The following is a 24,880-nucleotide window of genomic DNA, read 5'->3' on the forward strand; positions in this document are numbered from 1 at the left end:
AGGCTACCTGTCCTGCCTGAGGCCCGCCGCATCCAGCACCACGGACGCCGAGACAAACCGTCCGCATTGCTCGCCAAACGGGTAGCTGGCCCTTGGGGCAAAGCTCAGCGTGCGCACGGGCAACGGCTTGCCGTTGGCGTACCGCCCGCTGGCCGTGACGTCGATCGGGGACTCGCCCAGCGTGTCCAGATTCAGCATTCCCCGCTGCGTGCCGTCCGGCCTGGACGTTGCCGAACACACGGCATCGGGCCTGGAATCATCGGCGCAGCCCAGATCAACCGGCACGGAGCCCGCTACGAGCTGAAGCGTGTCCTCTTTGCACTTGCCGTCCTGGCAGGCCTTCAAACGAAGCGTCTTCACCTCGGGCGCGTAGCCTGCGGCCACCGTGACCGCGACCCCTGACGCCTGGGCAATTGCCGGACACGCCGCCTCGAAAGCATGGCACCCCGAAAGGAGTGCCGTCGTCGTGATTGTGGCCAAAAGTACCCCTGTCTTGCCCATACCTCAGCGTAGATCCGGCGTCCCGAAGGGGACCCGGTCGGGCCAAAACTGGCGCCCTCATCGTTATCCGGACACGCTGGCGGGTGCCAAATTGAGACCAAAAATCCGTGCGGAGGCGACCTGGACGGGGCCGCTCAGGCGGGCAGCCGGTACCCGCCCTGGTGCAGTTCGGCGAGGCCGTCCTCCAGGAGGCCCTCCAGCGCCCGTTCCAGCTGCTCCGGCGCGCAGTTCAGCCGGTGCAGGGCGGCCAGCGGCACGCCGATGCCGGCGGCGTCGAACCCGAGGTCGGCGGGGGCTTGCTGGAACATCTCCGCCGGCACCGGCGCGTCCGCCAGCCGGAGGACGGCCATCACGCCGCCTCGGACCTGGCGGTCCGTGCCGTGCCATGCCTGGCCCTTGGGCGTGTATGCCGGCGGCGGCTCGCCGGCGGCGAGCCAGGCGCACCGGTCTCGTACGGGGCAGGCGGCGCACTTGGGTGCCCGTGCCGTGCACACCAGCGCCCCCAGCTCCATGACCGAAGCGTTCCAGCGGACGGAACTGCCGGCGTCGGACGGCAGCAGTTCCGCGGCAAGCCGCATCTCCGCGGCCGTCAGGGCCGGGGCGGGCAGGGCGGACCCGGAAAAGAGCCGCGCGTGGACGCGGCGGATGTTGGTGTCCACCACCGTCTCGCGACGCCCAAAGGCGAAAGCGGCGACGGCGGCCGCCGTGTAGCTGCCCACGCCCGGGAGTCCGAGCAGCTCGGCGTAGTCCTGCGGGACCCTGCCGCCGTGTTCGCCTTCGATGGCGACTGCAGCACCATGCAGCCTGAGCGCGCGCCGCGGATAGCCCAGCCGGCCCCAGGCGCGGACCGCTTCACCGGCGGGTTCCCGTGCCAGCGCTGCAGGCTCCGGCCAGCGTCGCAGCCACTCTTCCCAGACCGGCAGCACACGAACCACGGGGGTCTGCTGCAGCATGATCTCGCTGACCAGCACGCCCCAAGGCGGGCAGTCGGGCGAGCGCCACGGCAAATCCCGGGCTTCGGCGTCGAACCAGTCCTCCAACGAGGAGTGGACGTCTGTCAGGTCGGGGAAGTCGGCTATGGTTTTGATGCCAACACTCTAGTTGAAAACCCAGACGGCGGTTCCCGGTGGATGCCGTCAGCTGGCCTCCTGCTGCTCGCTGGGCGGCAGCCCCTCCCGCCGGGCAGGCAACCGCCGCACATGGCCGTGCACGGTTTCACCGCCGCGGCCGTTGACTGCCGGAACAGCCAGGGCCACCACGAAGCTGGCGCTGTCAGGGTCATCAACGGAGCGGATGGTCAGGCTGCGTGTTCCTTCCGGTATTGAGGGCGCAAAGAACTGCAGTTGGCGGGAGCCGACGGTGGCCACCTCATCCAGCTTGTACTCTGTGCCGAAGTGGTCATGGACGACGATTTCGGGGTTGTGCGGCACGTCTTCATTGACTGATGCGAGGTGCAGGTTCACCACTATGCCGGTGTTCCAGATCTCAACCGCAAGCACCGTGAACTCGGTCCCCTGGCTCTGATGTTTGCCAAACGTCAGGGGCAGAAGAACGCGTTCGAGGTGACCGCCAGACACGTGATCTACCATCAGTGGTCCTCTCCAACTCGGCCCGGTAAATGGTAACCGGGATTCAATTTTAGTAAGTGTGCTGACAGTTGTCACCCGAATTTGAGTCACGAATTGGACATGGTGGGGCCGGGGCGGCGTGGTGGGGCCGCAGAAAGCCCCCTGTTACTTAGCCTAGAAGGATGGGCAGGCAAGACACTCCGAACTCCGGCGCGGGCCGGAACCGGTCACCGAAACCGGCGGCACAGACAACAGCAGCCGGCAAAACAGCGCCCCGCGCAGGGCGCAAGCCGAGCCCGGCCGTGTACCGCCGCCGTCGGCTCTTTGCCGGAGTGGCGCTGCTGCTGGTCCTGGGCCTGATCGGCGGCGGGGTCGCAACGGTTACCAGCCTCCTCGGCGGCGCCCAGCAGGTCTCCGCAGAGGACTCCACGCAGGGTTCCTCAACGCAGGGCACAGGCGCCGCGCAGCCTGGGGCAACGCCGTCGTCAAGCCCTTCTGCAACTCCATCCGCCTCGCCCACGTGCGAACAGAAGCTCGTGACGGTCAAGGCGGCCACCAACAAGACGTCCTACGCCGCAGACGAGAAGCCGGTGCTGAGCCTCACGGTCACCAACGGCGGAAAGCTTCCCTGCAAGGTGAACATCGGCACCTCGCAGATGGACTTCCTGATCACCAGCGGCTCGGACCGCGTCTTCTCATCCGCCGACTGCCAGGCTGCCACTACCGACCTCGTCAAGACCATCGCGCCCGGCAAGAGCGAAACGGCGAACTTCCCGTGGCCGCGAAACCGTTCCGTGCAGGGCTGCGGGCAGGTGCCGGACGGATCGGTTGCCGGCAGCGGGTACTACGTGTTCATCGCGAAGCTTGGCGCCAAGGTCAGCCCGCCGACAGTCTTCCAGCTCAGCTGACGCTGCCCGTTGGGAATTAGAGGAACCTGTCCAGCAGGCTGGCTTCGGCCATCCGGCTGAGGCCCTCGCGGACCGTGCGGGCACGCTGGTCGCCGATGCCGTCCACGGTCATCAGGTCGTCAATGGTCGCAGCCATGAGGTACTGCAGCCCGCCGAAGTGGTCCACCAGCCTGTCCGCGACAGCTTTCGGAACGGCCTTGAGTCCGGACAGGAGCCGGTAGCCCCGCGGCTGCACCACGGCGTCGAGGGTGTCCACGCCGCCGGCGAAGCCGATGATCCCCGCGATCTTGCTGAGGTCGATCAGTTCGGTTGGGCCGAGGTTGAGGAGCGCGCTGACCGCGCCGTCGATGTCTTCGGGAGATGCGTTCGGCCCGGCATAGTCGCGGATGATGATGTCGCTGCCCGGGCCGCGGCCGACCGTGAGCTCGTCCAGTTGGAGGGACAGCAGCCTGCCGTCCTCGCCGAGCTCCAGCACATATTGCGAGATCTCCTCGGAGATCCGGCGCACCATCTCCTGGCGCTGCAGGGTCACGGCCACATCGCGGACCGTCACCATGGCCTCAATCTCCAGGGCGGAGAGCGAGCTGGTCACCTGGTCCAGCCGCGAACGGTAGCGTTCCAGCGTGGCCAGGGCCTGGTTGGCGCGGGCCAGGACCTTTTCGGAGCCCTCGAGCACATGCCGCAGCCCGTTGACGTACAAGGCGATGATCTGCATGGACTGGCTCACCGAGATCACCGGCACGCCGGTCTGGATGGCGACGCGTTCGGCGGTCCGGTGGCGGGTGCCGGATTCCTGGGTTTCGATGCTTGGGTCCGGCACCAGCTGGACGGCCGCCCGCAGGATGTTGCCGGCATCCCTGTCGCAGATGATTGCGCCGTCCATTTTGGCCAGTTCGCGGAGCCTGGTGGGCGAGAAGTCGATGCCGATGTCGAAGCCGCCGGAACAGATCGAGTCGATGGTCCGGTCCGAGCCCAACACGATCAGCGCGCCGGTGCGTCCGCGGAGAATGCGTTCCAGGCCGTCCCGCAACGCGGTCCCCGGGGCCACCCTCCCCAAAGTCGCTTTGAGCGATTCTTCAGGGCTGCGAGCCATAGATATTCCCTTCAAAGGTGCAGGCGGTCCTGCAGGTTTGCCGGTTTTCACTAGTCCGCCGGCAGGATCAAAAGTACTCGGTTTCCCGCATGCACCATCCTAGAGGTAGATTACCCCAGCAACCGCACGGGCAAGCCTCAAAGTGCCCCGTCGGGGACCTGCGGAACACGCATCCGGAGTGCGTCAGACGGCCGCTGGCTGAGGGGCACTTTTAGCCGCCTTCGGTGCGGATTCCGCCCCTGCGATAAACTTGAAGCCTTGGCTGGCAGGTTCGGCCGCCACCCGGCCGCCGGATTTTCGGAGCATCTGATGTCGCCATCTGATGCCACGGAGACTTTTCCAGGCCGTTCCAGATTTTCCAACCAGGATCCCCCGCGGATCGCAGTGAAAGTAGCACCGTGTCCCAAGAAGTGCAGAGCCCCGCCCGAGTGCACGAGATCCACAAGCAGGCCTCCCGCCGCCGGACGTTTGCCGTCATCTCCCACCCGGACGCCGGCAAGTCCACGCTTACCGAGGCCCTCGCCCTGCACGCCAAGGTGATCGGCACCGCTGGCGCTTCCAGCGGCAAGGCCAACCGCAAGGAGACGGTCTCGGACTGGATGCAGATGGAGAAGGACCGCGGCATCTCCATCAGCTCGGCTGCCCTGCAGTTCTCCTACCGGGACACCGTGATCAACCTGCTGGACACCCCCGGGCACGCCGACTTCTCCGAGGACACCTACCGCGTGCTCGCCGCCGTCGACTGCGCCGTGATGCTGGTGGACGCGGCCAAGGGCCTTGAGACGCAGACCATGAAGCTGTTCGAGGTCTGCAAGCAGCGGAACCTCCCCATCATCACGGTCATCAATAAGTGGGACCGCCCGGGCCTGGACGCGTTGGCCCTCATGGACGAGATCACGGAGCGCACCGGGCTGCAGCCCATGCCCCTGACCTGGGCCGTGGGCATCTCCGGCGATTTCCGCGGCGTCTGGGACCTGCGCAACGGCAGGTTCGCGCGTTTCCAGCGGAACAACGCCGGTGCCAGCATTGCCCTCACCGAGTACTTCACTCCCGAAGAGGCGGCCGAAAGCCAGGGCCGCAACTGGACGGACGCCGTCGACGAGGCTGGCTTGGTTATCGAGTCCAACCTCGGCTTCGACGTCGAGAGCTTCCACGCCGGCAAGGCCACCCCGATCCTGTTCAGCTCCGCGGCGCTGAACTTCGGCGTCAAGGAACTTCTGGACGCGCTGGTGGACTTCGCCCCGCCGGCTGCGCCCCGGCCTGACATCGAGGGCACCCCGCGTGCCGTCGAATCGCCGTTCTCCGGCTTCGTCTTCAAGGTCCAGGCAGGCATGAACAAGGCCCACCGCGACCACGTGGCCTTTATCCGCGTCTGCTCGGGCGTGTTCGAGCGCGGCATGGTGGTCACCCAGACCCGCACCGGAAAGTCGTTCGCCACGAAGTACGCGCAGCAGGTTTTCGGCCGGGAACGCGAGGTCATAGACGAGGCCTACCCGGGCGACGTCGTGGGTCTGGTCAACGCGTCCTCGCTGCGTGTGGGCGACAGCCTGTTCCTTGAGGAAGCCGTGGAGTTCCCGGCCATTCCGCTGTTCGCTCCGGAGCACTTCCAGGTTGCCCGTTCCAAGGACCCCAGCCGCTTCAAGCAGTTCCGCCGCGGCATCGAGCAACTTGAGCACGAGGGAGTCATCCAGGTGCTGCGCTCCGACGTCCGCGGTGACCAGGCGCCCGTGCTTGCCGCCGTCGGACCCATGCAGTTCGAAGTGGTGGAGGACCGCATGGCGCACGACTTCAGCGCGCCGATGCGGCTGGAACGCCTCCCGTACTCCATGGCCAGGATCACGACGGCGGACGCCATGCCGGCGCTGGCCAACGTGCCGGGCGCCGAGGTGCTGCTGCGGTCCGACGGCGAATACCTGGCCCTCTTCAATGACGTCTGGGCCCTGCGCCGCATCGAGAAGAACCATCCGGACCTCACGCTGGTACCTATCGGGACGCACAACCCCGCAAAGTAACTGTGCCAACGCGGGGCTCCGGTTCCCGAACGGTCTCCCAACCAACGAAGCAAGGTATCGCCGTGACCACAAACCAGCAGTCTGCCGTAACACCTGTTACAGGATCAACCAGTGTCGTCGTGACCGGCATGGGTTCGATGAACCCGCTCGGGGCCACCGTGGCGGAGACGTGGGAAGCGATGCTGGCCGGGCGCTCGGGCATCGCGGCGCTGCAGGACGGCTGGGCTGAAGCCCTGCCGGTGCGCATCGCCGGCCGGGTCACGGCCGACCTGGGCGCATTCCTGAGCACCCGCGAGCTGAAGCGGATGGACCGCTGCGGGCAGTTGGCACTCGTTGCCTCCCGCGAAGCCTGGGAGCAGGCGGGGAAGCCGAGCGTCGAACCGGAGCGGTTGGCCGTCGTGATCGGGTCGGCCTACGGCGGCATGGATACCGTGCTCGCACAGGTCAGGGAACTGGACAAGGGCGGCCCGCGCAAGGTTTCGCCGCACACTCTGACCCGGCTCATGGTAAACGGACCATCGGCGTGGGTTTCGATCGACCTCGGCGCCAACGGCGGGGCACGCACTCCGGTCAGCGCCTGTGCGTCCGGGGCCGAGGCAATTGCCCAAGGTGCCGAAATGATCAGGTCCGGGGCCGCCGACGTCGTAATTGCCGGCGGCGTTGATGCCTCCGTCAATGAACTGATCATCAGCGGTTTTTCCCAGATCCGGGCGCTCTCCACGCGCAACGACGATCCGGAGCGGGCTTCGCGGCCGTTCGACCGGGACCGCGACGGGTTCGTCCTGTCCGAGGGCGCCGGGATCGTGGTGCTGGAGAGTGAGGACCACGCACGTGCCCGGGGTGCGGAAGTGCTGGGCGGCATAGCCGGGGCAGCCGTGACCTCGGACGCGAACGACATCGTGGCAGCCGATCCGGACATGCAGGTGCGGGTCATGGAGAAGGCCCTTGCCTCCGCCGGCCTCCGCGGGACGGACATCGGATTCGTGCACGCGCACGCCACCTCGACGCCCGTGGGCGACCGGCTGGAGGCGCAGGCCATCAAGACCATTGCCGGTGACCAAGTCCCGGTGACCTCCACGAAGTCGCTCACCGGGCACCTGCTCGGCGGAGCGGGAGCTCTTGCCGCCATCGCCACGCTGCAGGCCCTCCGGACCGGCAACCTGCCCGGCACCTACAACGTGGACGCCCTTGACCCCGAGGTGGAGCTCAACGTCATCACCGGTACCGTCAGCGGCAGCACCGCAACGGCGGGGCTCGTCAATGCCTTCGGGTTCGGCGGGCACAGCGCGGCGCTCGTGGTCACCCGCGCCTAAACCTCACGGCTTCCTGGTCCGCACCAGTGCCGCGGTCCCGGCAGCCAGGCCGAGCAGGCCCGCGCCGAGGCCGACGATGCCGAACGTGTTGTCAGGCGAGGCCGCGACCGGGGTGGTCGACGCCGCCGCCGCCGTTTCTGCAGTTGTCCTGTCTGCGGCCGGGGCCGCCGAGGCAGCGGGTGCCGCATGGGAATGTTCGTCCGCGGCCGCGGTGGTGACGAACGACGGGACCGGGTGCTCGGGCTCGGGCTGGCCGGCGGTTTCGGGCTGGTTCCAGTTCACCACCGTTCCGTCGGAGTAGGTCTGTGCCGCGGGCAGGGCCACGGTCGTCCCGGTTTCCGGAAGTCGGCCGACGGAGATGGAGAACGTCTGGTACTCATGCGGGCCGAGTTGGTGGGCCGCGTCGGCGGTCCAGGTGACCGTGGCGGCGGCCTTGGTGACCTTGGCCCCTTCCACGGTGACGGGTGCGGGCAGGGCCGCCTCGGTGATCTTCGCTGTCCAGCCGTCCATGGGCTTGACCGAAACGGAGGTGAACGGCGTTGCCGTGGGCAGCGTGACGCTGACTTTGGTGGTCTTGGCGGTAGCGGACTCGCTGGGAACCCTGAAGGTCAGCTGCGAGAAGGCCCCGGCCGAGGTTGTGGCCGGGTCCACGTGGACGTGGGCGGATGCTGAGCCGACACCCAGGACCATGAGACTGGCCGCCGCCGCTGCGACGGTGACGGTTTTCAGGCCAGAATTTTTCAGTGCGGAGGATTTCGAGGCAGAAGTTTTCGGGGCTCGGGACTTCGCAGCACGGTTTGTTGAGGTGGTCATGACGGGGCCTTTCGCGGGTGCTGCCGCGCTCACGCCGGGGGCAGCGGGGGTGATGGATGGTCAGGCAGCGTCCCGGCACCCCCGCCGCAGGCTCGATGGCCATACGCAGGAAAGTTACTGAATCGTGCGCGGGAGGGTCACCGGGGGCGGACCCCGAAGAGTGGCATGCCGCAGGTTGCGGCACTGGGCGGCTACTAAACCCGTGGGCCAGGCTGCAGGGCGGTGGCTGGCGGGCGTGAACCCGGCGGGCCGGGGGAGCTGCACCAGCGGCTGGAGCCACGCCAGGAGCTGCCACAGTGCGGCCTCGCCCCGCCGCAACAGCCAGGCGGTGGCCAGCATGGCGACAAGGTGGCCTGCCAGCATGGCGGGCGAGTTGGCGCCGTCGTCCATGGCCAAGGTTTCCACTGCCGCCGTGCAGTTCAGGCTCCCATGCCCGTAGTGCGTCGAACTGCCGGCCAGCGGTGTCAGGCCGCTGGGTAGCTGGGCAAGCGGCGGCTGGGCAAGGGGCAGTTGGGGCAGGGGCAGTTGGGGCAGGCAGGAAGCACCGGGGGAGAAAGCTGCAAAGGCCATGTGCAGCGTCAGCTGGCCGGCGCCGAGCAGCGCGAAAAGGACAGCGAACGACAGCTGCCGCCGCGCGAGCCAGACGGCCGGGGCCAACAGGACTGCTGCCGTCACGGCCACTGTCCCGATGTCCGGAGGATGGCCACCACCCAGCACGTGGCCGGCGGCGGCCAGAGAGACCGCCACCGCGGTGACCAGGGCCGCGCGGAAGAGGTGGAGGAAACCTCGGAGTTCCATCGGTGCCTCCCTCGCAGGCCCGGAGCTGCTGTAACACCTCCGACCGTAGATACGGCAGCGTGGGAAAACCTTGGGCCTAGGCCGGGTTTGTTACCGGTTTGGGCGCGCCCCGGAATGGTGGTCCCGTAGCAGCAGCGGCGGGGGGCCGGACCGTAGAATTGCTGTGACCTCCGCTCTGCCCGTCGATCTTCCGGAAAGGACCGCTGATGATGCCCCGTGCTTCGTTCCGGCTTTTCCGCACCGGGCTGATCGGCTCGCTCGTTATCGGGTTTGCCGCCGGCGGGCACCTTGCGGGCGGCGGCCAGCTTCCCTCGGCGTCCATCCTGGCGGCGCTGTTTGCTGTGACCCTGGTTCCGGTCGCCGCAATGACGCCGTTCCGGCTCTCGTTTCCTGCCCTGGCGGCTCTGCTGGGCGGCGGCCAGTTCTGGCTGCACTGGGCCTTCGACGCGCTGGGCGGCGTGGGTGCAGCCGCACCGAAGTCCGCGGCGCTGATGCCGGGCCATGCGGGTGCTTTAGATCCGGGTGCCATAACTCCAGACGCGCTGGCCGCCGCAGGGTCGGCAGCCGCCGGAGGCGTCCATTCCGCGGCATCCGACGGCGTCATGTTCGCTGCGCACGCCGTGGCCACCCTGTGCGCCGCCGTCCTGCTGGCCCGCGGGGAACGCGTGCTGTCAGCACTTGCCTCCTGGCTGCGGCCGCTTATGCGCCGGCCCGAACCCGCAGCTACCCTTCCCGCCCGCGTCCCCGCGCCTTTTCCAACTCCGGTCATCCTCCCACGCACTCGCGCAGGCATCCGGCTGCCAACCCGCCGCGGGCCGCCGCTGCCTTTGGCCGCCTAGACGAGTTCCTTTCAGAACGGGCTGGTCCTTTACGGACGGTTCCGCTTTCAAGTCAGGGTCCGACGGCGGCGCGTAGCTACCTGCCCGTGTCGCCTTGATGGCGCATCGATGGTACATGGGCCGCTGACTGATTTTCCGTGAAAGGCACTACCTCATGAACACCTCCATTCGCCGTACCCTCAAGACCGCAGCAGCCGCCTCCCTCACCGCCGGCCTCCTGGCCGCCGGTGCCGCCGCCGCCTCCGCGCACGTCACGGTTGACCCCTCCGCAACCGCCGAGGGCGGCTTCACCAAGCTGACATTCAGCGTTCCGAACGAATCGGATTCGGCCAAGACCAACCGGCTGGAGGTCAAGCTCCCCACCGACACCCCGCTGACCTCGGTCTCCGTGAAGCCGATGGACGGCTGGAAGGCGCAGGTGGTCACCACCACCCTGCCGAAGCCGGTGGAAATTGCGGGCGCAACGGTCACCAAGGCCCCAACCAGCGTGGTCTGGTCCGCCGATGCGGCCCACCAAATCGGGCAGAAGGAATTCCAGACCTTCACTCTGTCTGTCGGCCGGCTCCCGGCAGCCGGCACCACCCTGATGCTGCCCGCGGCCCAGGGCTACACCGACGGCACTACCGTCAACTGGGCCGACGCGGCCGAGGCCGAACACGACCACACGTCCGCAACATCCTCCGACGCAGCTTCCGTTCCGGCCGCTGAAGAGAAGGAGCACCACCCCGCGCCCTCGTTCGTCATCACCGCGGCGGAAGCCTCTGATGGTTCCGCAACGGCCACGCCGGACGCCGCGCCCGCATCGGAAACGCAGGCAACAGGTTCCAACGGCGGCCAGGCCGCGGGCTGGATCGGGCTGGTCGCGGGTCTTCTTGGCCTCGCCGCGGGCGCCACGGCCCTGGTCCGCACCCGCGCGGCCAAGAAGTAGCCCAAGGGCTGCATTAAACAGCAGCGGCCCGCGCCATCTCCTGGAACCGCCAGGGGACGGGCGCGGGCCGCTTTTTGCTGAACGGCGAACAGACCTCAGGCCAACAGCGGGTCAGGGCTTGGTGATGAGCAGTTCCAGAACCTCTGTCAGGTGGCCCACTTCCTTCACAGTAAAGCCTGCCGGGATGGGGCCGGGACCGGTGGGGCTGGCGGGAACCACTGCGTGCGTGAACCCCAGCCGGTGGGCCTCATGGATGCGCTGATTGATGCCGGGAACCGGGCGCACCTCGCCGGCCAGGCCCACCTCGCCGAAGGCGATGAGGCGCTGCGGCAGGGGTTTCTTATGCTTCGCGGACGCCACTGCCAGCGCTACAGCGAGGTCGGTGGCCGGCTCGCTGAGCTTCACGCCGCCCACCGTGGCCACGTAGGAATCGTCCTTTTGCAGCTGGCATCCGGCACGCTGCTGCAGCACCGCCAGGAGCATGGCCACCCGCGAACTGTCCAAGCCGCTGGTTGCCCGGCGCGGCTGTGAGTTCTGGGTCTCGGCGAGCAGGGACTGCACCTCGGCAAGCAGCGGCCTGCGGCCCTCCATGGTGACCGTGATACAGGTGCCGGATACCGGGTCCTTGGTGCGGGTGACGAACAGTCCGCTTGGATCGGCGAGGCCCAGGATGCCGTCCTCGGTGAGGTCGAAGCAGCCCACGTCGTCGGTGGGCCCGTAGCGGTTCTTGACCGCCCTGAGCAGGCGGAGGCGGGAGTGGCGCTCGCCCTCGAACTGGCAAACGACGTCCACCAGGTGTTCCAGCAGGCGGGGCCCGGCGATGGAGCCGTCCTTGGTCACATGCCCCACCAGCAGCGTGGTCATGTTCCGGCGCTTGGCCGCCGAAATGATCGAGGCAGCCACCTCACGGACCTGGGAGACGCCGCCGGAACTGCCCTCCACGTCCGCGCTGCTGAGCGTCTGCACGGAGTCCACCACCAGCAGTTTCGGTTCCACCTTCTCCACCTGACCGAGCGCCTGGCCAAGGTCAGTCTCCGCTGAGAGGTAGAGGGTGTCCGCGATCGCGCTGATCCGCTCCGCCCGCAGTTTCACCTGGGCCGCCGATTCCTCGCCCGTCACATACAGGACGCTCTGCCCTGTCCGGGCGAACTTGGCAGCCACGTCCAGGAGCAGGGTGGACTTTCCCACGCCGGGCTCGCCCGCGAGCAGGATGACGGCGCCGGGGACCACTCCGCCGCCGAGGACGCGGTCCAGTTCGTCCACGCCAGTGGGCAGGTAGGCGGCCGTGGTGGCGTCAATATCAGCAATGGGGCGGGCGGGCTCCAGAACTGTAGTGGCCGCCGTCGTACGTGCCACCGCGGCGCCGGTTTCCTCAACGGTGCCCCACGCCTGGCACTCACCGCACCGGCCCACCCACTTGACCGTGGTCCAGCCGCATTCCGCGCATTTATAGCCCGGCGCCTTGGAAACCCGGGAAGTCTTTGTAGCCATTGCTCCACACTAACCGGGGCGTGTGACATTGCCCGACCGGTGGGTTTCGACAAGCACAACCAGCGGTCGTGGGCCCAAGCTCTGCCAGCGGTCGTGGGCCCAAGCTTTACCAGCGGTCGTGGGCCCAAGCTCAACCGGCGGCGCCTACAGCGGGGGCAGGAGGTCGCGCGCCTCGCGGGAATCGATGCCGGTGGCTTCCAACAGGTCCACCATGAGCGGCCGGAACAGCATCACCACGGTCTCGCCCTCGAGCTTCTGAACCTTCAGCATCCTCGGATGCAGCCGTCCGGCGATCTCGCCCAGGTCCTGCCGCGCGCTGCGCAGGTGGGCATGGCGGGCGCCCTCCTGCACCTCAGCCAGGCCGAGCGAGAGCTCTTCCACGGCCGCCCCTGTCTCCATCAGCACCTCGGCGATGTTCTCGGTGGCTTCGTCGGACAGCGCGGCGTGATTGATGGAGCTGGTGAGCCGGCGCGCGAAGACGCGGCTGTTGCGCAGGGCAAGGTCGATGTATTCGAGCGACTGCTCCAGCCGGTCCAGTTCTTCCCGGTGGCGCCGGTAGGCAGGCGCCAGCGTGGCCACCTCGCCGGACGCCCGCAGCGAGTGCCGCATGGCATCCACGAGAGGCTGGCTGTTCCGGCCCCGGACCAGGGCATGCCAGGGGCCCGGGTGGAATCGCTCTCGACCAGGGCTGCGGCGCATTCCCGGAGCACTTCCGCGAGTTCATGGAGCAGCTTCTGGACGTCCTTGCGCGGTTCCCGGCGGGGATCCTTGGGCGCCAGGATGGTGACCAGCAGCGCGACCACGCCGCCCACCACCGCGTCGATGCTGCGGGTGAAGGGGCCGCCGGCAGGCGCCGGCAGCAGAACCACCAACAGCGATTGCAGCGCCAGCTGGGTGGTGAAGATGTTGCCGCTGTCCAGGAAGCGGGCCAGCAGGATGGAGACCAAAAGCACGACGGCGGCCTGCCAGATCCCGGCCCCGAGCCAGTGGAGCAGCATGTCGCCCACGGCGATGCCGATGGTGCAGCCCAGGCCCACCTCCATCACCCTTCGCATGCGCAGATCGCGGGAGAAGCCGAGGGCGATCAGGGCGGACGTGGCGGCGAACAGAGGGCCGGTATGGCCCAGGACGTACTCTGCGAAGGCATAGGCTCCCACGGCGCCGAAGGTCATCTGGATCCCGGGGACCAGTGAATTCCGGCTCCGGACCATCCCAGTCCTGATCCGGCCGCGAAGGAAGCGTCTGCTGGCGGAGAGTCCGGTCTGGGGCATGGCTTCAGTCTATTGCCGGAGCCGCTGCGGACCGGGAACCGGCGGACCGGTTACAAGCCGCCGGGCGACCCGCCCCCGGGGCGCAAAAGTTAGGGCCGCCGTCGCAATGCAGCGACGGCGGCCCTTAGGTTCCGGTGGTTGGGCTAGCCGTTGATGACCTGGGGGACGCCGAGGTGCTTGAGGCCTTCGACGCCGAATTCCAGGCCGTAGCCGGACTGTTTGGCGCCGCCGAAGGGGACGCGGGGGTCCACGGCGCCGTGCTTGTTGATCCAGACGGTGCCGGCTTCGATCCGGGCGGCGACTTCGCGAGCTGCGGCCAGGTTGGGGGACCAGACGGAGGCGCCGAGTCCGACGTCGAGCGCGTTGGCGTACTCCACGGCCTGGTCGATGGTGCTGTACCGGATGATGGGGAGGGCCGGGCCGAACTGCTCCTCGGCGACGAGCGGGTTGTCGTTGTCGATGTCCGCCACGAGGGTGGTCGGGTAGAAGTAGCCTGGCTGGTCGGCGCTGGGGTTGCCGCCGAGCAGGATCCGGGCACCACTCTCGCGGGCGGCGTCGACGAGGTTGGCGACGATGTCGTACTGGGCCTTGTTCTGCAGCGGGCCCAGGACGTTGTTCTCGTTCAGGCCCACACCCATGGGCATCGCAGCGGCCACTTTGGTGAGTTCTTCACAGACGGCGTCGTAGATGTCGTCGTGGACGTAGAGGCGCTTGAGGGCGGCGCAGGTCTGTCCGGTGTTGAGGAAGGCGCCCCAGAACAGGCCTTCGGCGATGGCTTTGGGGTCGGCGTCGGGCAGGACGATGCCGGCGTCGTTGCCGCCGAGTTCGAGGGTGAGGCGCTTGACGGTGTCGGCCGAGGATTTGATGATCGCCTTGCCGGCGGCGGTGGAGCCGGTGAACATGACCTTGCCGACGGCGGGGTGTTCGGCGAGGCGGGCGCCGACTTCGCGGTCGCCGGAGATGACGGACAGGACGCCGTCGGGGAGTTCTTCGTTGAGGACCTTGACCAGGGCCAGGACGGAGAGCGGGGTCATTTTGGAGGGTTTGACGACGGCGGTGTTGCCCATCCGCAGGGCGGGGGCGATCTGCCAGATGGTGATCATCATGGGCCAGTTCCAGGGGCCGATGGCGCCGACGACGCCGATGGGCTTGTAGTGGAGTTCGGCGTAGGTTTCGCCGTCGTCGACGACTACTTCGGGTTTGAGTTCGGTGGTGGCGGTGGCGCGGAGCCAGGCGGCGCAGGCGCCGACCTCGAAGCGGGCGTTCGGGCCGTTGAGGGGTTTGCCCTGCTCGCGGGAGAGCAGCCGGGCGAGTTCCTCGGCGGAGCGTTCGACGGCGTCGGCGGCCTTGAGTAGCGCGGCGGACCGGGCGTCGTGGCCCAGCGCAGCCCAGGCCGGCTGGGCGGCGACGGCAGCAGCGACGGCGGTTTCGAGGTCCTCAACGGTGTGGACCGGCGCCTTGCCGACGACGCCGCCGGTGGCGGGATCGAAAATGGTCCGGGTCTCGCCGGAGCCGGGGGTGATGGACGCGAGCAGGGCATCGTAGGTTTCCAAGAGGTACTCCACTTCGAGTAGGAAAGTGCGCTCAACCGGGCGGCGAGGCGGGCATACCTAAGTGTTGTCCGTCGGCGGGGACGCTGGCTTGTCTTTGGGTGCAGAACCCTTGATTTGAGGCGAACGACTGCTGGCCGGAGCGAACCACAAGTGTTGCTCCGGCCAGCCGTAAGTGCTGGTGTGCAGGTCTATACCTTGGCAGACGCTTTGGCGGCGTCAGCCGGAGCGGCGCCGCGCCGGTCGAAGATGGTGGCGCCGACCTCCTGCTCCGCCTGGTTGTTGATGCCCAGGTCGATGCCCTTGCGATCTCGGATCACCAGGACCGCGGCCGTTGAAACGAGGGCCACGATCAGCAGGTAAACGGACACCGAGGCTGTTGTTCCGGTGGCCTGGACCAGGGCGGTGGCGATCATCGGAGCAAAGGCGCCGCCTATGATGGCACCCAGCGCGTAGGAGATCGCGACGCCGGAGAACCTGATGGAGGCGGGGAACAGCTCGCTGTAGAGGGCTGCCTGCGGGCCGTAGGTCAGGCCGAGCCCGACCGTGAACAGCGCAAGGCCAAGGAACAGCGCCCAGATGTTACCGGTGTTCACCAGCCAGAACAGCGGGAACACAGTCAGGATGAGGCAGGCATAGCCGATGAGGTACGTCTTCTTGCGGCCGATGCTGTCCGCCAGGTAGCCGGAGATCAGCGTAAACATGAACCACAGGGCAGCGGAGCCGGTCACTGCGAGGAGCACTTCCGTGCGGTCCATGGCCAGTCCGGCGGGATTGGCGGCATAGCTGAGGATGTAGCCGCCGGTGGTCATGTAGCCCGCGGCGTTGTTGCCCGCGAAGACCAGCGCCGCGATGATGACCAGCAGCCAGTGTTTCTTGAAGAGTTCGACGATCGGAACGCGGGTCTGCTGCTTCTTCTGTGCGATCTCCTCGAAGACCGGGCTTTCCTCCACGCTGCGGCGGACAATGAAGCCGACGACGATCAGGACGAAGCTGAGCAGGAACGGAATGCGCCAGCCCCACTGCACAAAGGCTGCACCGGGGGAGACCACGCCGGACATCAGGGCCAGGATGCCGGAGGCCAGCAGCATTCCCAGGGGAACGCCCAGCTGGGGGAAGGCGCCGAACAGTCCCCGCTTGCCGCGGGGTGCATGCTCGACCGCCATCAGGACGGCGCCGCCCCATTCGCCGCCAGCCGAAATGCCCTGCAGGATGCGCAGGAGCAGCAGCAGGATGGGTGCCACAACGCCCGCCGTCTCGAAGGTCGGCAGCACGCCGATGAGGGTGGTGGCTGCACCCATCATGATCAGCGTGATGACCAGCATGGCGCGGCGGCCCAGCCGGTCCCCGAAGTGTCCGGCCAGGAAGGCACCCAGCGGACGGAAAAGGAAGCTGAGTCCCACCGAGGCGAAGGAAATCAGGATGCCGATGTCGTTGCCTGCGGGTTCGAAGAACAGTTTCGCGAAGACCAGGCCCGCGGCGTTGGCGTAGATGAAGAAGTCGTACCACTCGACGGTGGTTCCGATGATGGTGGCAAACGCTACGCGGCGGTTATCCCTTGCCGAGCTGCGCTGCCCGTGCTGGACAGTAGTCAATGTTTTTCCTTGCTGTGTGGACACGTCATTGTGTGGATATGTCACTGCGTTGGTACGCCGCTGTGTCAGTTGGCGTAGGGGTCGGCGATGCCGATGTACTGCGTCGTGGTGTATTCGGCGATGCCTTCGGAGCCGCCTTCGCGGCCGAGGCCGGATTGCTTGACACCGCCGAAGGGTGCTGCGGCGTTGGAGAAGACGCCGGCGTTGAAGCCGACCATTCCGAATTCGATCTGTTCGGCCACCCGCAGGAGGCGGTTGAAGTCGCGGCTGTAGAGGTAGGAGGCCAGGCCGTATTCACTGGCGTTTGACAGGCGGATGGCGTCCTCTTCGGTGGTGAACGTGGTGACGGGGGCGACGGGCCCGAAGATCTCCTGGCGGAGGATTTCGGCGTCGTTGGGGACGTTGCCCAGCACGGTGGGCTGGTAGAAGTAGCCGGCACCGTCAACCGGGGCGCCGCCGGTGATGGCGGTGGCTCCGGCGTCGACGGCGGCGCTCACCAAAGCGTGCACGCCGTTGCGTGCGCCGGCGTCAATCAGGGGACCAACCTGGGTTTCCGGTTCGGTGCCGCGTCCGGTGGCCAGGGCGCCCATGGCTGCGGCGAACTTGGCGGTGAAGTCGGTGGCGACGGACTCCTGGACGAGGAACCGGTTGGCGGCGGTGCAGGCCTCGCCCATGTTCCGCATCTTGGCGGCCATGGCCCCGTCCACGGCCTTGTCCAGGTCGGCGTCCTCGAACACGATGAACGGGGCGTTCCCGCCGAGCTCCATCGAGGTGCGCAGCACGTTCTGGGCGGCGTCGGCCATGAGGCGCTTGCCCACGGGGGTGGAGCCGGTGAAGGAGACCTTGCGCAGTCGCGGGTCGGCCAGCAGCGGGCCGGAGATGCCGGAGGCGCTGGAGGAGGAGACCACGTTGAGGACGCCGGCGGGCAGGCCGGCCTCGAGCATGGTCTGCGCAAACAGCTGCGCTGTGAGCGGGGTGAGTTTGGCGGGCTTGAGGACCATGGTGCAGCCGGCGGCGATGGCGGGCGCGACCTTGCGGGTGGCCATCGCGAGCGGGAAGTTCCACGGGGTGATGAGCAGGCACGGGCCGACCGGTTTGTGCTGGACGAGGATCTTGTTCTTGCCCTCAGGGGTGGTGAGGTAGCGGCCGTAGTCCCGGACGGTTTCCTCGGAGAACCAGCGCAGGAACTCGGCGCCGTAGGTGACTTCGCCGCGGGATTCGGCAAGCGGTTTGCCCATTTCCAGGGTCATCAGCAGTGCGAAGTCCTCGGCGCGTTCGGTGACCAGGTCGAAGGCGCGGCGCAGAATCTCGGCCCGTTCCCGCGGCGCGGTCCGTGCCCAGGAGGCCTGGATCGAGTCTGCCGCGTCGAGGGCGGCGAGGGCGTCCTCGCCAGTGGCCGAGGCCAGCGTGGCGAGTACCTCCCCGGTGGCGGGGTCGTGCACGTCGAACGTGCCGCCGTCGGACGCGTCCCGCCACTGGCCGTTGATGAGCAGGCCGGTGGGCACGGACGCGAGAAGTGCGGCCTCACGTTCGGGAGAGACGGAGGCCGGCGGGATGGCAGGGGAGAGTACGGGCGAAGTGGTCATGCGGGGGTCTCCTCGGGAAAAGTGTGTGGCGTGGTCCGCTGATCGAGCTTGTCGAGATCAAGCGGTTCGGCAGGCTCAACCAGCGGGCCCCGCTGATCGAGCTTGTCGAGATCAAGGGGTTTCGACAGGCTCAACCAGCGGGCCCCCGCTGGTTTCGACAGGCTCAACCAGCGGTTCGGGTCAGTAGCTGGCCGGGGTGTCGACAGGCTCAACCACCGGGGCTTTCGGGACGTACTCGGCGGCGAGGGCTTCGGAGCCGCGGGCCAGGATGGCGACGTCGGCGCCCACCAGGATGAAGGCGGCACCGGCGTCGAGATAGGCGCGGGCGGTGGCGGGGGCGAAGGCGTTGACGCCCGCGGGTTTGCCCGCCGCTTTTGCGGCGGCGAGGCAGTGTTCGACGGCGGCTCGCACCTCGGGGTGTTCCTGCTGGCCGAGCAACCCCATCGAGGCAGCGAGGTCGGAGGGGCCCACGAAGATGGCGTCCACGCCGTCGACCTTCAGGATGTCCTCCATGGCCTCAACCGCGGCCGTCGACTCGATCTGGACGGTGACGCTGACGGTGTCCGCGGCCCGGGCGAGGTAGTCCGGAACGCGGTTCCAGCGGGCCGCGCGGGCCAGCGCGGAACCGACCCCGCGCACCCCGTGCGGCGGGTAACGGGTAGCAGCCACCGCCGCTTCCGCCTCGGCCACGGAATTGACCATGGGGACCAGCAGGTTCTGCACGCCCAGGTCCAGGTACTGCTTGATCAGGACAGTGTCGTTCACGGGCGGACGGACGAGGGCGTGGACGGGGTAGCCGTGGATGGCCTGGAGCTGGGCGAGGATGGATTCGAGCCCGTTGGGGCTGTGTTCGGCGTCCACCAGGAGCCAGTCCAGGCCGGACCCGGCGCAGAGTTCGGCGATGAGCGGGCTGCCGGAGCAGACCCACATCCCTGCCAGCGGCCGGTCCGCAGCGGCCAGCGCGTGCCGAAACGTGTCTTCTACTCGAAGCGGCATGTCACAGCTCCCAAGGGTCCGTAGTCGGCGTGGACGGTGTCGCCCTTGTAGACCCAGAGGGGACGGGTGAAGGAGCCGGCGAGGATGATGTCGCCGGCCTTCATCGAGTCCCCGTGGGCGGCGATCTTGTTGGCCAGCCAGTGCACGCCGTTGGCCGGGTGGTCCAGGACGCCCGCGGCCACGCCGGTTTCCTCCACGGTCTGGTTCTTGTACAGGATGGCGGAGACCCAGCGGAGGTCGACGGCGTCCGGCTTCACCGGGCGTCCGCCCACCACCATGGCACCCATGGCGGCGTTGTCCGAGATGGTGTCCACGATGGTCCGGCCCTCCATCTCGATCCTCGAATCGAGGATTTCAAGGGCCGGAACCACGTAGTCGGTGGCGTTCAGGACGTCGAAGATGGTGCAGCCGGGGCCCTTGAGCCCGTCCTTCAGGACGAACGCCAGCTCCACCTCCACGCGCGGGTGGGTGTATTTGTCCCATTCCACCGAGCAGCCGGTTTCCAGCACCATGTCATCGAAGATGGCACCGTAGTCCGGTTCGGTGATGCCGGTGGCGGCCTGCATGGCCTTGGACGTGAGGCCAATCTTGCGCCCCACCAGGGTCCGGCCGGCGTCCTCGTTGCGGCGCCGCCACAGCTGCTGCACCGCGTAGGAGTCCTCCACCGTCATGTCCGGGTAGCGGGCAGTCAGGCGGGGCACAGGGGTTCGGGTCCGGCCAGCTTCCACCAGCTCGTCCGCGATGGCCTCGATCGTCTTCGCGTCCAGCATCGGTTTAAACCTGGGCTCCCAGCTTGAAGCCCTCCACGGCCGCGGAGGTTTCGTCCTTGCGGGTGTAGGAGAAGCCGTCGGCTCCGACGGTCACTGCCATTTCGGAGGCGTCGGTGCGCTCGATGACCGGCTGCGGGTTGCCGTCAAGGTCCAGGACCAGGGAGGCCTCGGTGTACCAGGACGGGACCACGGGGTTGCCCCACCAGTCGCGGCGCTGGTTGTCGTGGACGTCCCAGGTGACGGTGGGGTTGTCCGGGTCGCCGGTGTAGTAGTCCTGGGTGTAGATCTCGATGCGGTGGCCGTCCGGGTCCAGGATGTAGAGGTAGAACGCATTGGAGACGCCGTGCCGGCCGGGGCCGCGTTCGATCCGGTCGCTGATGCGCAGGGCGCCCATCTTGTCGCAGATCTGGATGATGTTGTGCTTCTCGTGCGTGGCGAAGGCGACGTGGTGCATGCGCGGGCCGTTGCCGCCGGTCAGGGCAGTGTCGTGCACGGTCTGCTTGCGGTGCATCCACGCGGCGTAGGTGACGCCGTTGGAGTCCTTGATGTCTTCGGAGACGCGGAAGCCGAGGTCCTCGAGGTACGCGCGGCCGCGGGGGACGTCCGGGGTGACCTGGTTGAAGTGGTCCAGGCGCACCAGTTCACCGGCGGAGTAGAGGTCGTAGCGCTGGGTGAGGCGCTCCACGTGCTCGGTCTCGTAGAAGAACTCGTAGGGAAAGCCCAGCGGGTCCTCGACGCGGACGGAGTCGCCGATGCCCTTGGTGAAGCCTTCCTTGCGGCGCTCGGTGCGGCAGCCCAGTTCCTTGTAGTAGGCCTCGGCGGCGTCCACCTCGGCGGGGGACTTCACCCGGTAGGCGAAGGCAGCGACGGCGGCGATGGGGCCCTGGCGGAGCACCAGGTTGTGGTGGATGAACTCCTCCAGGGAACGGAGGTAGATGGTGTTTTCATCTTCCTCGGTGACGTGCAGGCCGAGGACGTCGACGTAGAACTCGCGCGACTTGGCGAGGTCCGTGACCACGATCTCCATGTAGGCGCAGCGGACGATATCCGGTGCAGGGACGGTGGGGGTGGGAACGAAGTTGGTCATGATGTTCTCTCTTCTTTGAAAGGGGGTTCGGGAAAAGTACGACGGCGGCCGGCCGGCTTAGGCGCCGAACTTAGGAGTGTGGACGGAGCCAAGCGTGATGTGCACGGCCTGCTGGTCGGTGTAGAAATCGATGGAGCGGTAGCCGCCCTCGTGGCCCAGGCCGGAGGCCTTGACCCCGCCGAACGGAGTGCGGAGGTCGCGGACGTTATGGCTGTTCAGCCACACCATGCCGGCTTCCACGTTCTGCGAGAAGTTGTGCGCGCGCGTCAGGTTCTGGGTCCAGATGTAGGCCGCCAGGCCGTACCTGGTGTTGTTGGCCAGGGCGAGGGCCTCGTCGTCGTTCTCAAACGGGGTGATGGCGACGACGGGACCGAAGATCTCCTCCTGGAAGATCCGGGCGTCGGGGGAGACGTCGGCGAAGACGGTGGGGGCGATGTAGTTGCCCTCCGGCAGGCCTTCCGGCCGTCCGCCGCCGGCCAGCAGCCGGCCTTCGGACTTGCCGATCTCCACGTAGGAGGCCACTTTTTCGTAGTGCTCCGGATGCACCAGGGCACCCACCTGAGTCTTGGGGTCGTGCGGATCTCCGACGACGATGTTCTTGGCGCGGGCGGCGTACTTTTCGCAGAATTCGTCGTAGATGGCGCGTTCCACCAGGATGCGGGAGCCGGCGGTGCAGCGTTCGCCGTTGAGGGAGAACACACCGAACAGGGCAGAGTCGATCGCGGCGTCCAGGTCGGCATCGGCGAAGATAACGCACGGGGACTTGCCGCCGAGCTCCATGGAGAGGCCCTTGAGGTTGGCGGCGGCGTTGCGGAAGATCGTCTGCCCGGTGGTGGTCTCGCCGGTGAAGGAGATCAGCGGGACGTCCGGGTGCTTGACCAGGGCGTCGCCGGCTTCCTCGCCCAGGCCGTTGACCAGGTTGAAGACACCGTCCGGCAGGCCGGCTTCCTTGAAGATGGTGGCCCAGAGCGAGGCGGACAGCGGGGTGAATTCGGCCGGCTTGAGGACCACGGTGTTGCCGGTGGCCAGGGCGGGGGCCAGCTTCCAGGACTCCAGCATGAACGGGGTGTTCCACGGGGTGATGAGCCCGGCGACGCCGATCGGCTTGCGGTTCACGTAGTTGATCTGGGATCCGGGGACCTTCATGGCGTCGTCGAACTGGGCCACGATCAGGTCCGCGAAGAAGCGGAAGTTCTCTGCCGCGCGGAGGGCCTGTCCCTTGGCCTGGGTGATGGGCAGGCCGGTGTCGAACGTTTCGAGCTCGGCGAGGCGGCTTTCCTGCGCCTCGACGGCGTCGGCGATCCGGTTCAGGATGCGGGCGCGCTCGCGGGGCTTCATCTTGGGCCACGGGCCGCTGACGAACGCTTGGCGGGCGGCGGCGACGGCGAGGTCGATGTCTTCCTTCTGGCCGGCCGCGGCGGTGGCGTAGTTCTGGTTGGAGACCGGGTCCAGGACGTCGAAGGTCTTTCCGCCCACGGAATCAACGAACTTGCCGTTTATGAAGTGCTGGATGTGGGTGGGCAGGTTCTCGGGAACGTAGTGCTTTGCTGCTGTTTCTACAGGGGTCGTCATCGTTGAGGTCCTAACTGTGGTCTTTGATGTTGGTCTGGGAGAGGTAGGCGTCCAGGGTTGCGCTGCGGTGGAGTCGTGCTGCTTTTTCGATGGTGTCGGCGTCGGCGCCGGATTCAATGAGCCGGAGCAGGGCCTCGTGTTCGTCCACGGACTCGTGGGCCCGGCCTGGAACAAAGCGGAACGTTGAGGACCGCAGTGATGCCAGCCGGTTCCAGCCGCGGTGGACCAGATCCAGGATGTGCGGGTTGGGGCAGTGCTCGAAGAGGACGCTGTGAAAGTCCTGGTTGAGCCGGGTGAAGCGGACGGGGTCGAAGTGCTGCAGGCAGTCGCGCATCTCGGCGTTCACGGCGCGGGCCCGGGCAATGTCCGCCTCGCCGACAAGCGGTGCGGACAGAGCCGTGGCCGCACCCTCCACGATGCTCAGTGTCTGCATCGTGTAGAGGTACTCGGTGGGGTCGATGCCCGCCACGGTGGCGCCGACGTTGCGTTCGAACTTCACCAGGCCTTCGGCCTCGAGCCGGCGGATCGCTTCGCGGACCGGGACCACGCTGAACCCGAGGTTCTTGGCGATGGCGGCCAGGACCAGCCGGTAGCCGGGCGTGTAGGTGCCCTCCACGATCCGTGCCTTGATGGCCTGGTAGGCCTGCTCGGACTTGCTGCCGGCGGTGCCGGCGGTGCTCTCAGGGATGCTCTCGGCTGCGGGGGCGGTTGCCGTTTCAGTCATTGGTTTTGCCTGCTTCCCATTCCAAATACTTCGTGCGCCATTGCGCGTTGAGCGGGTAGAGCCCGTCCACGCTGTGGCCCTGCTCCACCATTTCGGCGATAAAGACCTCTTCGCGTTCCTGGGCGATCGAGTCGTTGGCGACTTCCTCGGCGATGGCCGGCGGGATCACCAGGATGCCGTCCGAGTCCGCCACGATGATGTCCCCGGGCTGCACCGTGGTGCCGCCGCAGGCGATGGTGATGTCCGTGTCCCACGGGATGTGGCGCCGGCCCAGCACAGCGGGGTGCGGGTTGGAGTAGTAGGTGGGCAGCTCCATGGCGGCCACGGCGGAGAAGTCGCGGACCCCGCCGTCGGTGATGATGGCCGCGGCGCCGCGAACCTGGGCGCGCAGGGCGAGGATGTCGCCGATGGTCCCGGTGCCCTTCTCCCCGCGGGCCTCCATCACCAGGATCTCGCCCTCGTTGACGGAGTCGATGGCGCGTTTCTGGGCATTGAAGCCCCCGCCGTGCGTCTTGAAGAGGTCCTCGCGGTTGGGCACGTAGCGCAGGGTCCGGGCCAGGCCAACCACCTTGCGGTCCGGCCGGGTGGCGGTGAGTCCGTCGATGCTGACGTTGTTCAGGCCGCGCTTGCGCAGCTGGGAGGACAGCGTGGCGGTACAGACGCTCTCCAGCTTGGCCTTCAGCTCCGGGCTCAGCGGAGATTCGGCGGCCGGGAGCCCTGCCGCTTCCCGCGAGCCGTACGCCTCTTCGCGCTGCAGGTCATCGGCCTTGGGCCGGGCACCAAAGTCAGCGAACGCCGTCGTTCCTTCCTCCACGGTGGTGGTGAGCCGGCCCGTGCTCAGCTGGCCGTCAGCAGTGCTGACCTCCACCTCCAGCACGTCGCCGGGGACGGCGACGGAGGCGCCGGCCGGTGTGCCGGTGAGAATGATGTCCCCCTCCTCGAGGGTGAGGAGCTGGGACAGGTCCGCCACGAGCCGGGCGAACGGGAAGAGCAGGTCCTCGGTGGTGTCGTCCTGGACCACTTCGCCGTTGTGCCAGGTGCGGATGCGCAGTTTTGCTGGGTCGACGGCGTCTGCCGGAATCAGTGCCGGACCCACGGGAGTGAAGCCGTCGCCGCCCTTGGACCGGAGGTTGGAGCCCTTGTCCGCATAGCGGAGGTCGTACACGCCGAGGTCGTTGCTGGCCGTGACAGCCGCGACGTGGCTCCAGGCGTCTTCGACGGCGACGCGCCGGGCCGCCTTGCCGATGATGATGGCGATCTCGCCCTCGTACCCGAGGAGTTCGCAACCGGCCGGGCGTTCGACGGCGGTGCCCGTCAGGGACAACGAGGATGACGGCTTCAGGAAGTAGGAGGGCTGCGCCGGCGTCCGGCCGCGCTGGGCTGCCCGGCTGGGGTAGTTGATGTGCACCGCGATCACCTTGCGTGCTGCTGCCAGGGTGTCATCGTTGACCTGCTCCAAAGCGTT

At 67.6% G+C, this 24,880-nt stretch carries 21 protein-coding genes and 1 pseudogene; 5 read left to right on the forward strand and 17 right to left on the reverse strand.

Annotated elements, in window-relative coordinates; translation table 11 throughout:
* Positions 1-3: 3 nt before the first annotated feature.
* The 3 genes from QFZ33_RS02405 to QFZ33_RS02415 all read right to left on the reverse strand — a co-directional run bounded on the left by QFZ33_RS02405 (position 4) and on the right by QFZ33_RS02415 (position 2,090).
* Positions 4-501: a hypothetical protein gene (locus tag QFZ33_RS02405; protein ID WP_307024533.1), complete on the reverse strand. Its 498-nt coding sequence runs from the start codon at positions 499-501 to the stop codon at positions 4-6.
* A gap of 134 nt (positions 502-635) precedes the next feature.
* Positions 636-1,472: an A/G-specific adenine glycosylase gene (locus QFZ33_RS02410; RefSeq protein ID WP_307031619.1), complete on the reverse strand. Its 837-nt coding sequence runs from the start codon at positions 1,470-1,472 to the stop codon at positions 636-638.
* 165 nt (positions 1,473-1,637) lie between these two features.
* Positions 1,638-2,090 (reverse strand): hypothetical protein, encoded by a 453-nt coding sequence (locus QFZ33_RS02415; protein WP_307024534.1) that lies wholly within the window; start codon positions 2,088-2,090, stop codon positions 1,638-1,640.
* Between the two features lie 161 nt (positions 2,091-2,251).
* Between QFZ33_RS02415 and QFZ33_RS02420 the strand changes: the two genes are divergently transcribed.
* Positions 2,252-2,977, forward strand: a complete 726-nt coding sequence (locus QFZ33_RS02420) for a hypothetical protein (RefSeq protein WP_307024536.1) — start codon at positions 2,252-2,254, stop codon at positions 2,975-2,977.
* 16 nt (positions 2,978-2,993) lie between these two features.
* Here the strand turns inward: QFZ33_RS02420 and disA are convergent, their stop codons facing one another.
* Positions 2,994-4,070 carry a DNA integrity scanning diadenylate cyclase DisA gene (gene disA, locus QFZ33_RS02425; RefSeq protein WP_003799779.1) on the reverse strand — a complete coding sequence of 359 codons (1,077 nt, stop codon included), beginning with the start codon at positions 4,068-4,070 and terminating at the stop codon, positions 2,994-2,996.
* A gap of 398 nt (positions 4,071-4,468) precedes the next feature.
* On the opposite strand from disA, the gene QFZ33_RS02430 reads away from it, so the two are divergent.
* Both QFZ33_RS02430 and QFZ33_RS02435 read left to right on the forward strand, forming a co-directional pair.
* Positions 4,469-6,082, forward strand: a complete 1,614-nt coding sequence (locus QFZ33_RS02430; protein WP_307024538.1) for a peptide chain release factor 3 — start codon at positions 4,469-4,471, stop codon at positions 6,080-6,082.
* Between the two features lie 128 nt (positions 6,083-6,210).
* Complete coding sequence (locus QFZ33_RS02435) at positions 6,211-7,395, forward strand: beta-ketoacyl-[acyl-carrier-protein] synthase family protein (RefSeq protein ID WP_373427325.1); 1,185 nt, start codon at positions 6,211-6,213, stop codon at positions 7,393-7,395.
* A 3-nt stretch (positions 7,396-7,398) separates the two neighbouring features.
* Here the strand turns inward: QFZ33_RS02435 and QFZ33_RS02440 are convergent, their stop codons facing one another.
* Positions 7,399-8,208: a YcnI family copper-binding membrane protein gene (locus QFZ33_RS02440; protein ID WP_307024542.1), complete on the reverse strand. Its 810-nt coding sequence runs from the start codon at positions 8,206-8,208 to the stop codon at positions 7,399-7,401.
* A gap of 114 nt (positions 8,209-8,322) precedes the next feature.
* Positions 8,323-9,006 carry a hypothetical protein gene (locus tag QFZ33_RS02445; protein WP_307024544.1) on the reverse strand — a complete coding sequence of 228 codons (684 nt, stop codon included), beginning with the start codon at positions 9,004-9,006 and terminating at the stop codon, positions 8,323-8,325.
* 206 nt (positions 9,007-9,212) lie between these two features.
* On the opposite strand from QFZ33_RS02445, the gene QFZ33_RS02450 reads away from it, so the two are divergent.
* Together QFZ33_RS02450 and QFZ33_RS02455 are read left to right on the forward strand one after the other, a co-directional pair.
* Positions 9,213-9,845 (forward strand): hypothetical protein, encoded by a 633-nt coding sequence (locus tag QFZ33_RS02450; RefSeq protein WP_307024546.1) that lies wholly within the window; start codon positions 9,213-9,215, stop codon positions 9,843-9,845.
* 154 nt (positions 9,846-9,999) lie between these two features.
* The gene (locus QFZ33_RS02455) at positions 10,000-10,773 is read left to right on the forward strand and encodes a YcnI family copper-binding membrane protein (RefSeq protein WP_307024548.1); all 774 of its coding nucleotides are present in this window, start codon (positions 10,000-10,002) and stop codon (positions 10,771-10,773) included.
* Between the two features lie 111 nt (positions 10,774-10,884).
* Here QFZ33_RS02455 and radA read toward each other — a convergent pair whose 3' ends face one another.
* The 11 genes and pseudogenes from radA to QFZ33_RS02510 all read right to left on the reverse strand — a co-directional run bounded on the left by radA (position 10,885) and on the right by QFZ33_RS02510 (position 24,874).
* The gene (radA, locus tag QFZ33_RS02460; RefSeq protein ID WP_307024549.1) at positions 10,885-12,264 is read right to left on the reverse strand and encodes a DNA repair protein RadA; all 1,380 of its coding nucleotides are present in this window, start codon (positions 12,262-12,264) and stop codon (positions 10,885-10,887) included.
* A gap of 144 nt (positions 12,265-12,408) precedes the next feature.
* A pseudogene (locus QFZ33_RS02465) lies at positions 12,409-13,535 on the reverse strand (FUSC family protein).
* A gap of 143 nt (positions 13,536-13,678) precedes the next feature.
* Complete coding sequence (locus QFZ33_RS02470) at positions 13,679-15,088, reverse strand: aldehyde dehydrogenase family protein (RefSeq protein ID WP_307024551.1); 1,410 nt, start codon at positions 15,086-15,088, stop codon at positions 13,679-13,681.
* Between the two features lie 188 nt (positions 15,089-15,276).
* The gene (locus tag QFZ33_RS02475; protein WP_307024553.1) at positions 15,277-16,680 is read right to left on the reverse strand and encodes an MFS transporter; all 1,404 of its coding nucleotides are present in this window, start codon (positions 16,678-16,680) and stop codon (positions 15,277-15,279) included.
* Between the two features lie 65 nt (positions 16,681-16,745).
* Positions 16,746-18,266, reverse strand: coding sequence for an NAD-dependent succinate-semialdehyde dehydrogenase (locus QFZ33_RS02480; RefSeq protein WP_307024555.1), 1,521 nt, complete (start codon positions 18,264-18,266; stop codon positions 16,746-16,748).
* A 180-nt stretch (positions 18,267-18,446) separates the two neighbouring features.
* Positions 18,447-19,262 carry an HpcH/HpaI aldolase family protein gene (locus QFZ33_RS02485; RefSeq protein WP_307024557.1) on the reverse strand — a complete coding sequence of 272 codons (816 nt, stop codon included), beginning with the start codon at positions 19,260-19,262 and terminating at the stop codon, positions 18,447-18,449.
* Positions 19,247-20,032, reverse strand: a complete 786-nt coding sequence (gene hpaH / locus QFZ33_RS02490; RefSeq protein ID WP_307024559.1) for a 2-oxo-hept-4-ene-1,7-dioate hydratase — start codon at positions 20,030-20,032, stop codon at positions 19,247-19,249. The genes QFZ33_RS02485 and hpaH overlap by 16 nt, the downstream gene beginning before the upstream one ends.
* 4 nt (positions 20,033-20,036) lie before the next feature.
* Positions 20,037-21,119 (reverse strand): 3,4-dihydroxyphenylacetate 2,3-dioxygenase, encoded by a 1,083-nt coding sequence (hpaD, locus tag QFZ33_RS02495; RefSeq protein WP_307024561.1) that lies wholly within the window; start codon positions 21,117-21,119, stop codon positions 20,037-20,039.
* Positions 21,120-21,176: 57 nt separating this feature from the next.
* Positions 21,177-22,691, reverse strand: coding sequence for a 5-carboxymethyl-2-hydroxymuconate semialdehyde dehydrogenase (gene hpaE / locus QFZ33_RS02500; RefSeq protein ID WP_307024563.1), 1,515 nt, complete (start codon positions 22,689-22,691; stop codon positions 21,177-21,179).
* Positions 22,692-22,701: 10 nt separating this feature from the next.
* Positions 22,702-23,415 carry a GntR family transcriptional regulator gene (locus tag QFZ33_RS02505; RefSeq protein ID WP_307024566.1) on the reverse strand — a complete coding sequence of 238 codons (714 nt, stop codon included), beginning with the start codon at positions 23,413-23,415 and terminating at the stop codon, positions 22,702-22,704.
* A complete protein-coding gene (locus tag QFZ33_RS02510; protein ID WP_307024568.1) occupies positions 23,408-24,874 on the reverse strand; it encodes a fumarylacetoacetate hydrolase family protein in 1,467 nt (488 codons plus the stop codon). Before QFZ33_RS02510 ends, QFZ33_RS02505 begins: the two co-directional genes overlap by 8 nt.
* Between the last annotated feature and the right edge of the window lie 6 nt (positions 24,875-24,880).

The sequence above is a fragment of the Arthrobacter globiformis genome, assembly GCF_030815865.1.
In the GTDB taxonomy this organism is placed as follows: Bacteria; Actinomycetota; Actinomycetes; order Actinomycetales; family Micrococcaceae; genus Arthrobacter; species Arthrobacter globiformis_B.

Excerpts from the sequence above, each read along its gene's own strand:
- QFZ33_RS02405 (WP_307024533.1), bottom strand. The coding sequence starts at position 501 with ATGGGCAAGACAGGGGTACTTTTGGCCACAATCACGACGACGGCACTC.
- QFZ33_RS02415 (WP_307024534.1), bottom strand. The coding sequence starts at position 2,090 with ATGGTAGATCACGTGTCTGGCGGTCACCTCGAACGCGTTCTTCTGCCC.
- QFZ33_RS02420 (WP_307024536.1), top strand. The coding sequence starts at position 2,252 with ATGGGCAGGCAAGACACTCCGAACTCCGGCGCGGGCCGGAACCGGTCA.
- disA (WP_003799779.1), bottom strand. The coding sequence starts at position 4,070 with ATGGCTCGCAGCCCTGAAGAATCGCTCAAAGCGACTTTGGGGAGGGTG.
- QFZ33_RS02435 (WP_373427325.1), top strand. The coding sequence starts at position 6,211 with ATGGGTTCGATGAACCCGCTCGGGGCCACCGTGGCGGAGACGTGGGAA.
- QFZ33_RS02440 (WP_307024542.1), bottom strand. The coding sequence starts at position 8,208 with ATGACCACCTCAACAAACCGTGCTGCGAAGTCCCGAGCCCCGAAAACT.
- QFZ33_RS02445 (WP_307024544.1), bottom strand. The coding sequence starts at position 9,006 with ATGGAACTCCGAGGTTTCCTCCACCTCTTCCGCGCGGCCCTGGTCACC.
- QFZ33_RS02450 (WP_307024546.1), top strand. The coding sequence starts at position 9,213 with ATGATGCCCCGTGCTTCGTTCCGGCTTTTCCGCACCGGGCTGATCGGC.
- QFZ33_RS02455 (WP_307024548.1), top strand. The coding sequence starts at position 10,000 with ATGAACACCTCCATTCGCCGTACCCTCAAGACCGCAGCAGCCGCCTCC.
- radA (WP_307024549.1), bottom strand. The coding sequence starts at position 12,264 with ATGGCTACAAAGACTTCCCGGGTTTCCAAGGCGCCGGGCTATAAATGC.
- QFZ33_RS02480 (WP_307024555.1), bottom strand. The coding sequence starts at position 18,266 with ATGACCACTTCGCCCGTACTCTCCCCTGCCATCCCGCCGGCCTCCGTC.
- QFZ33_RS02485 (WP_307024557.1), bottom strand. The coding sequence starts at position 19,262 with ATGCCGCTTCGAGTAGAAGACACGTTTCGGCACGCGCTGGCCGCTGCG.
- hpaH (WP_307024559.1), bottom strand. The coding sequence starts at position 20,032 with ATGCTGGACGCGAAGACGATCGAGGCCATCGCGGACGAGCTGGTGGAA.
- hpaD (WP_307024561.1), bottom strand. The coding sequence starts at position 21,119 with ATGACCAACTTCGTTCCCACCCCCACCGTCCCTGCACCGGATATCGTC.
- hpaE (WP_307024563.1), bottom strand. The coding sequence starts at position 22,691 with ATGACGACCCCTGTAGAAACAGCAGCAAAGCACTACGTTCCCGAGAAC.
- QFZ33_RS02505 (WP_307024566.1), bottom strand. The coding sequence starts at position 23,415 with ATGACTGAAACGGCAACCGCCCCCGCAGCCGAGAGCATCCCTGAGAGC.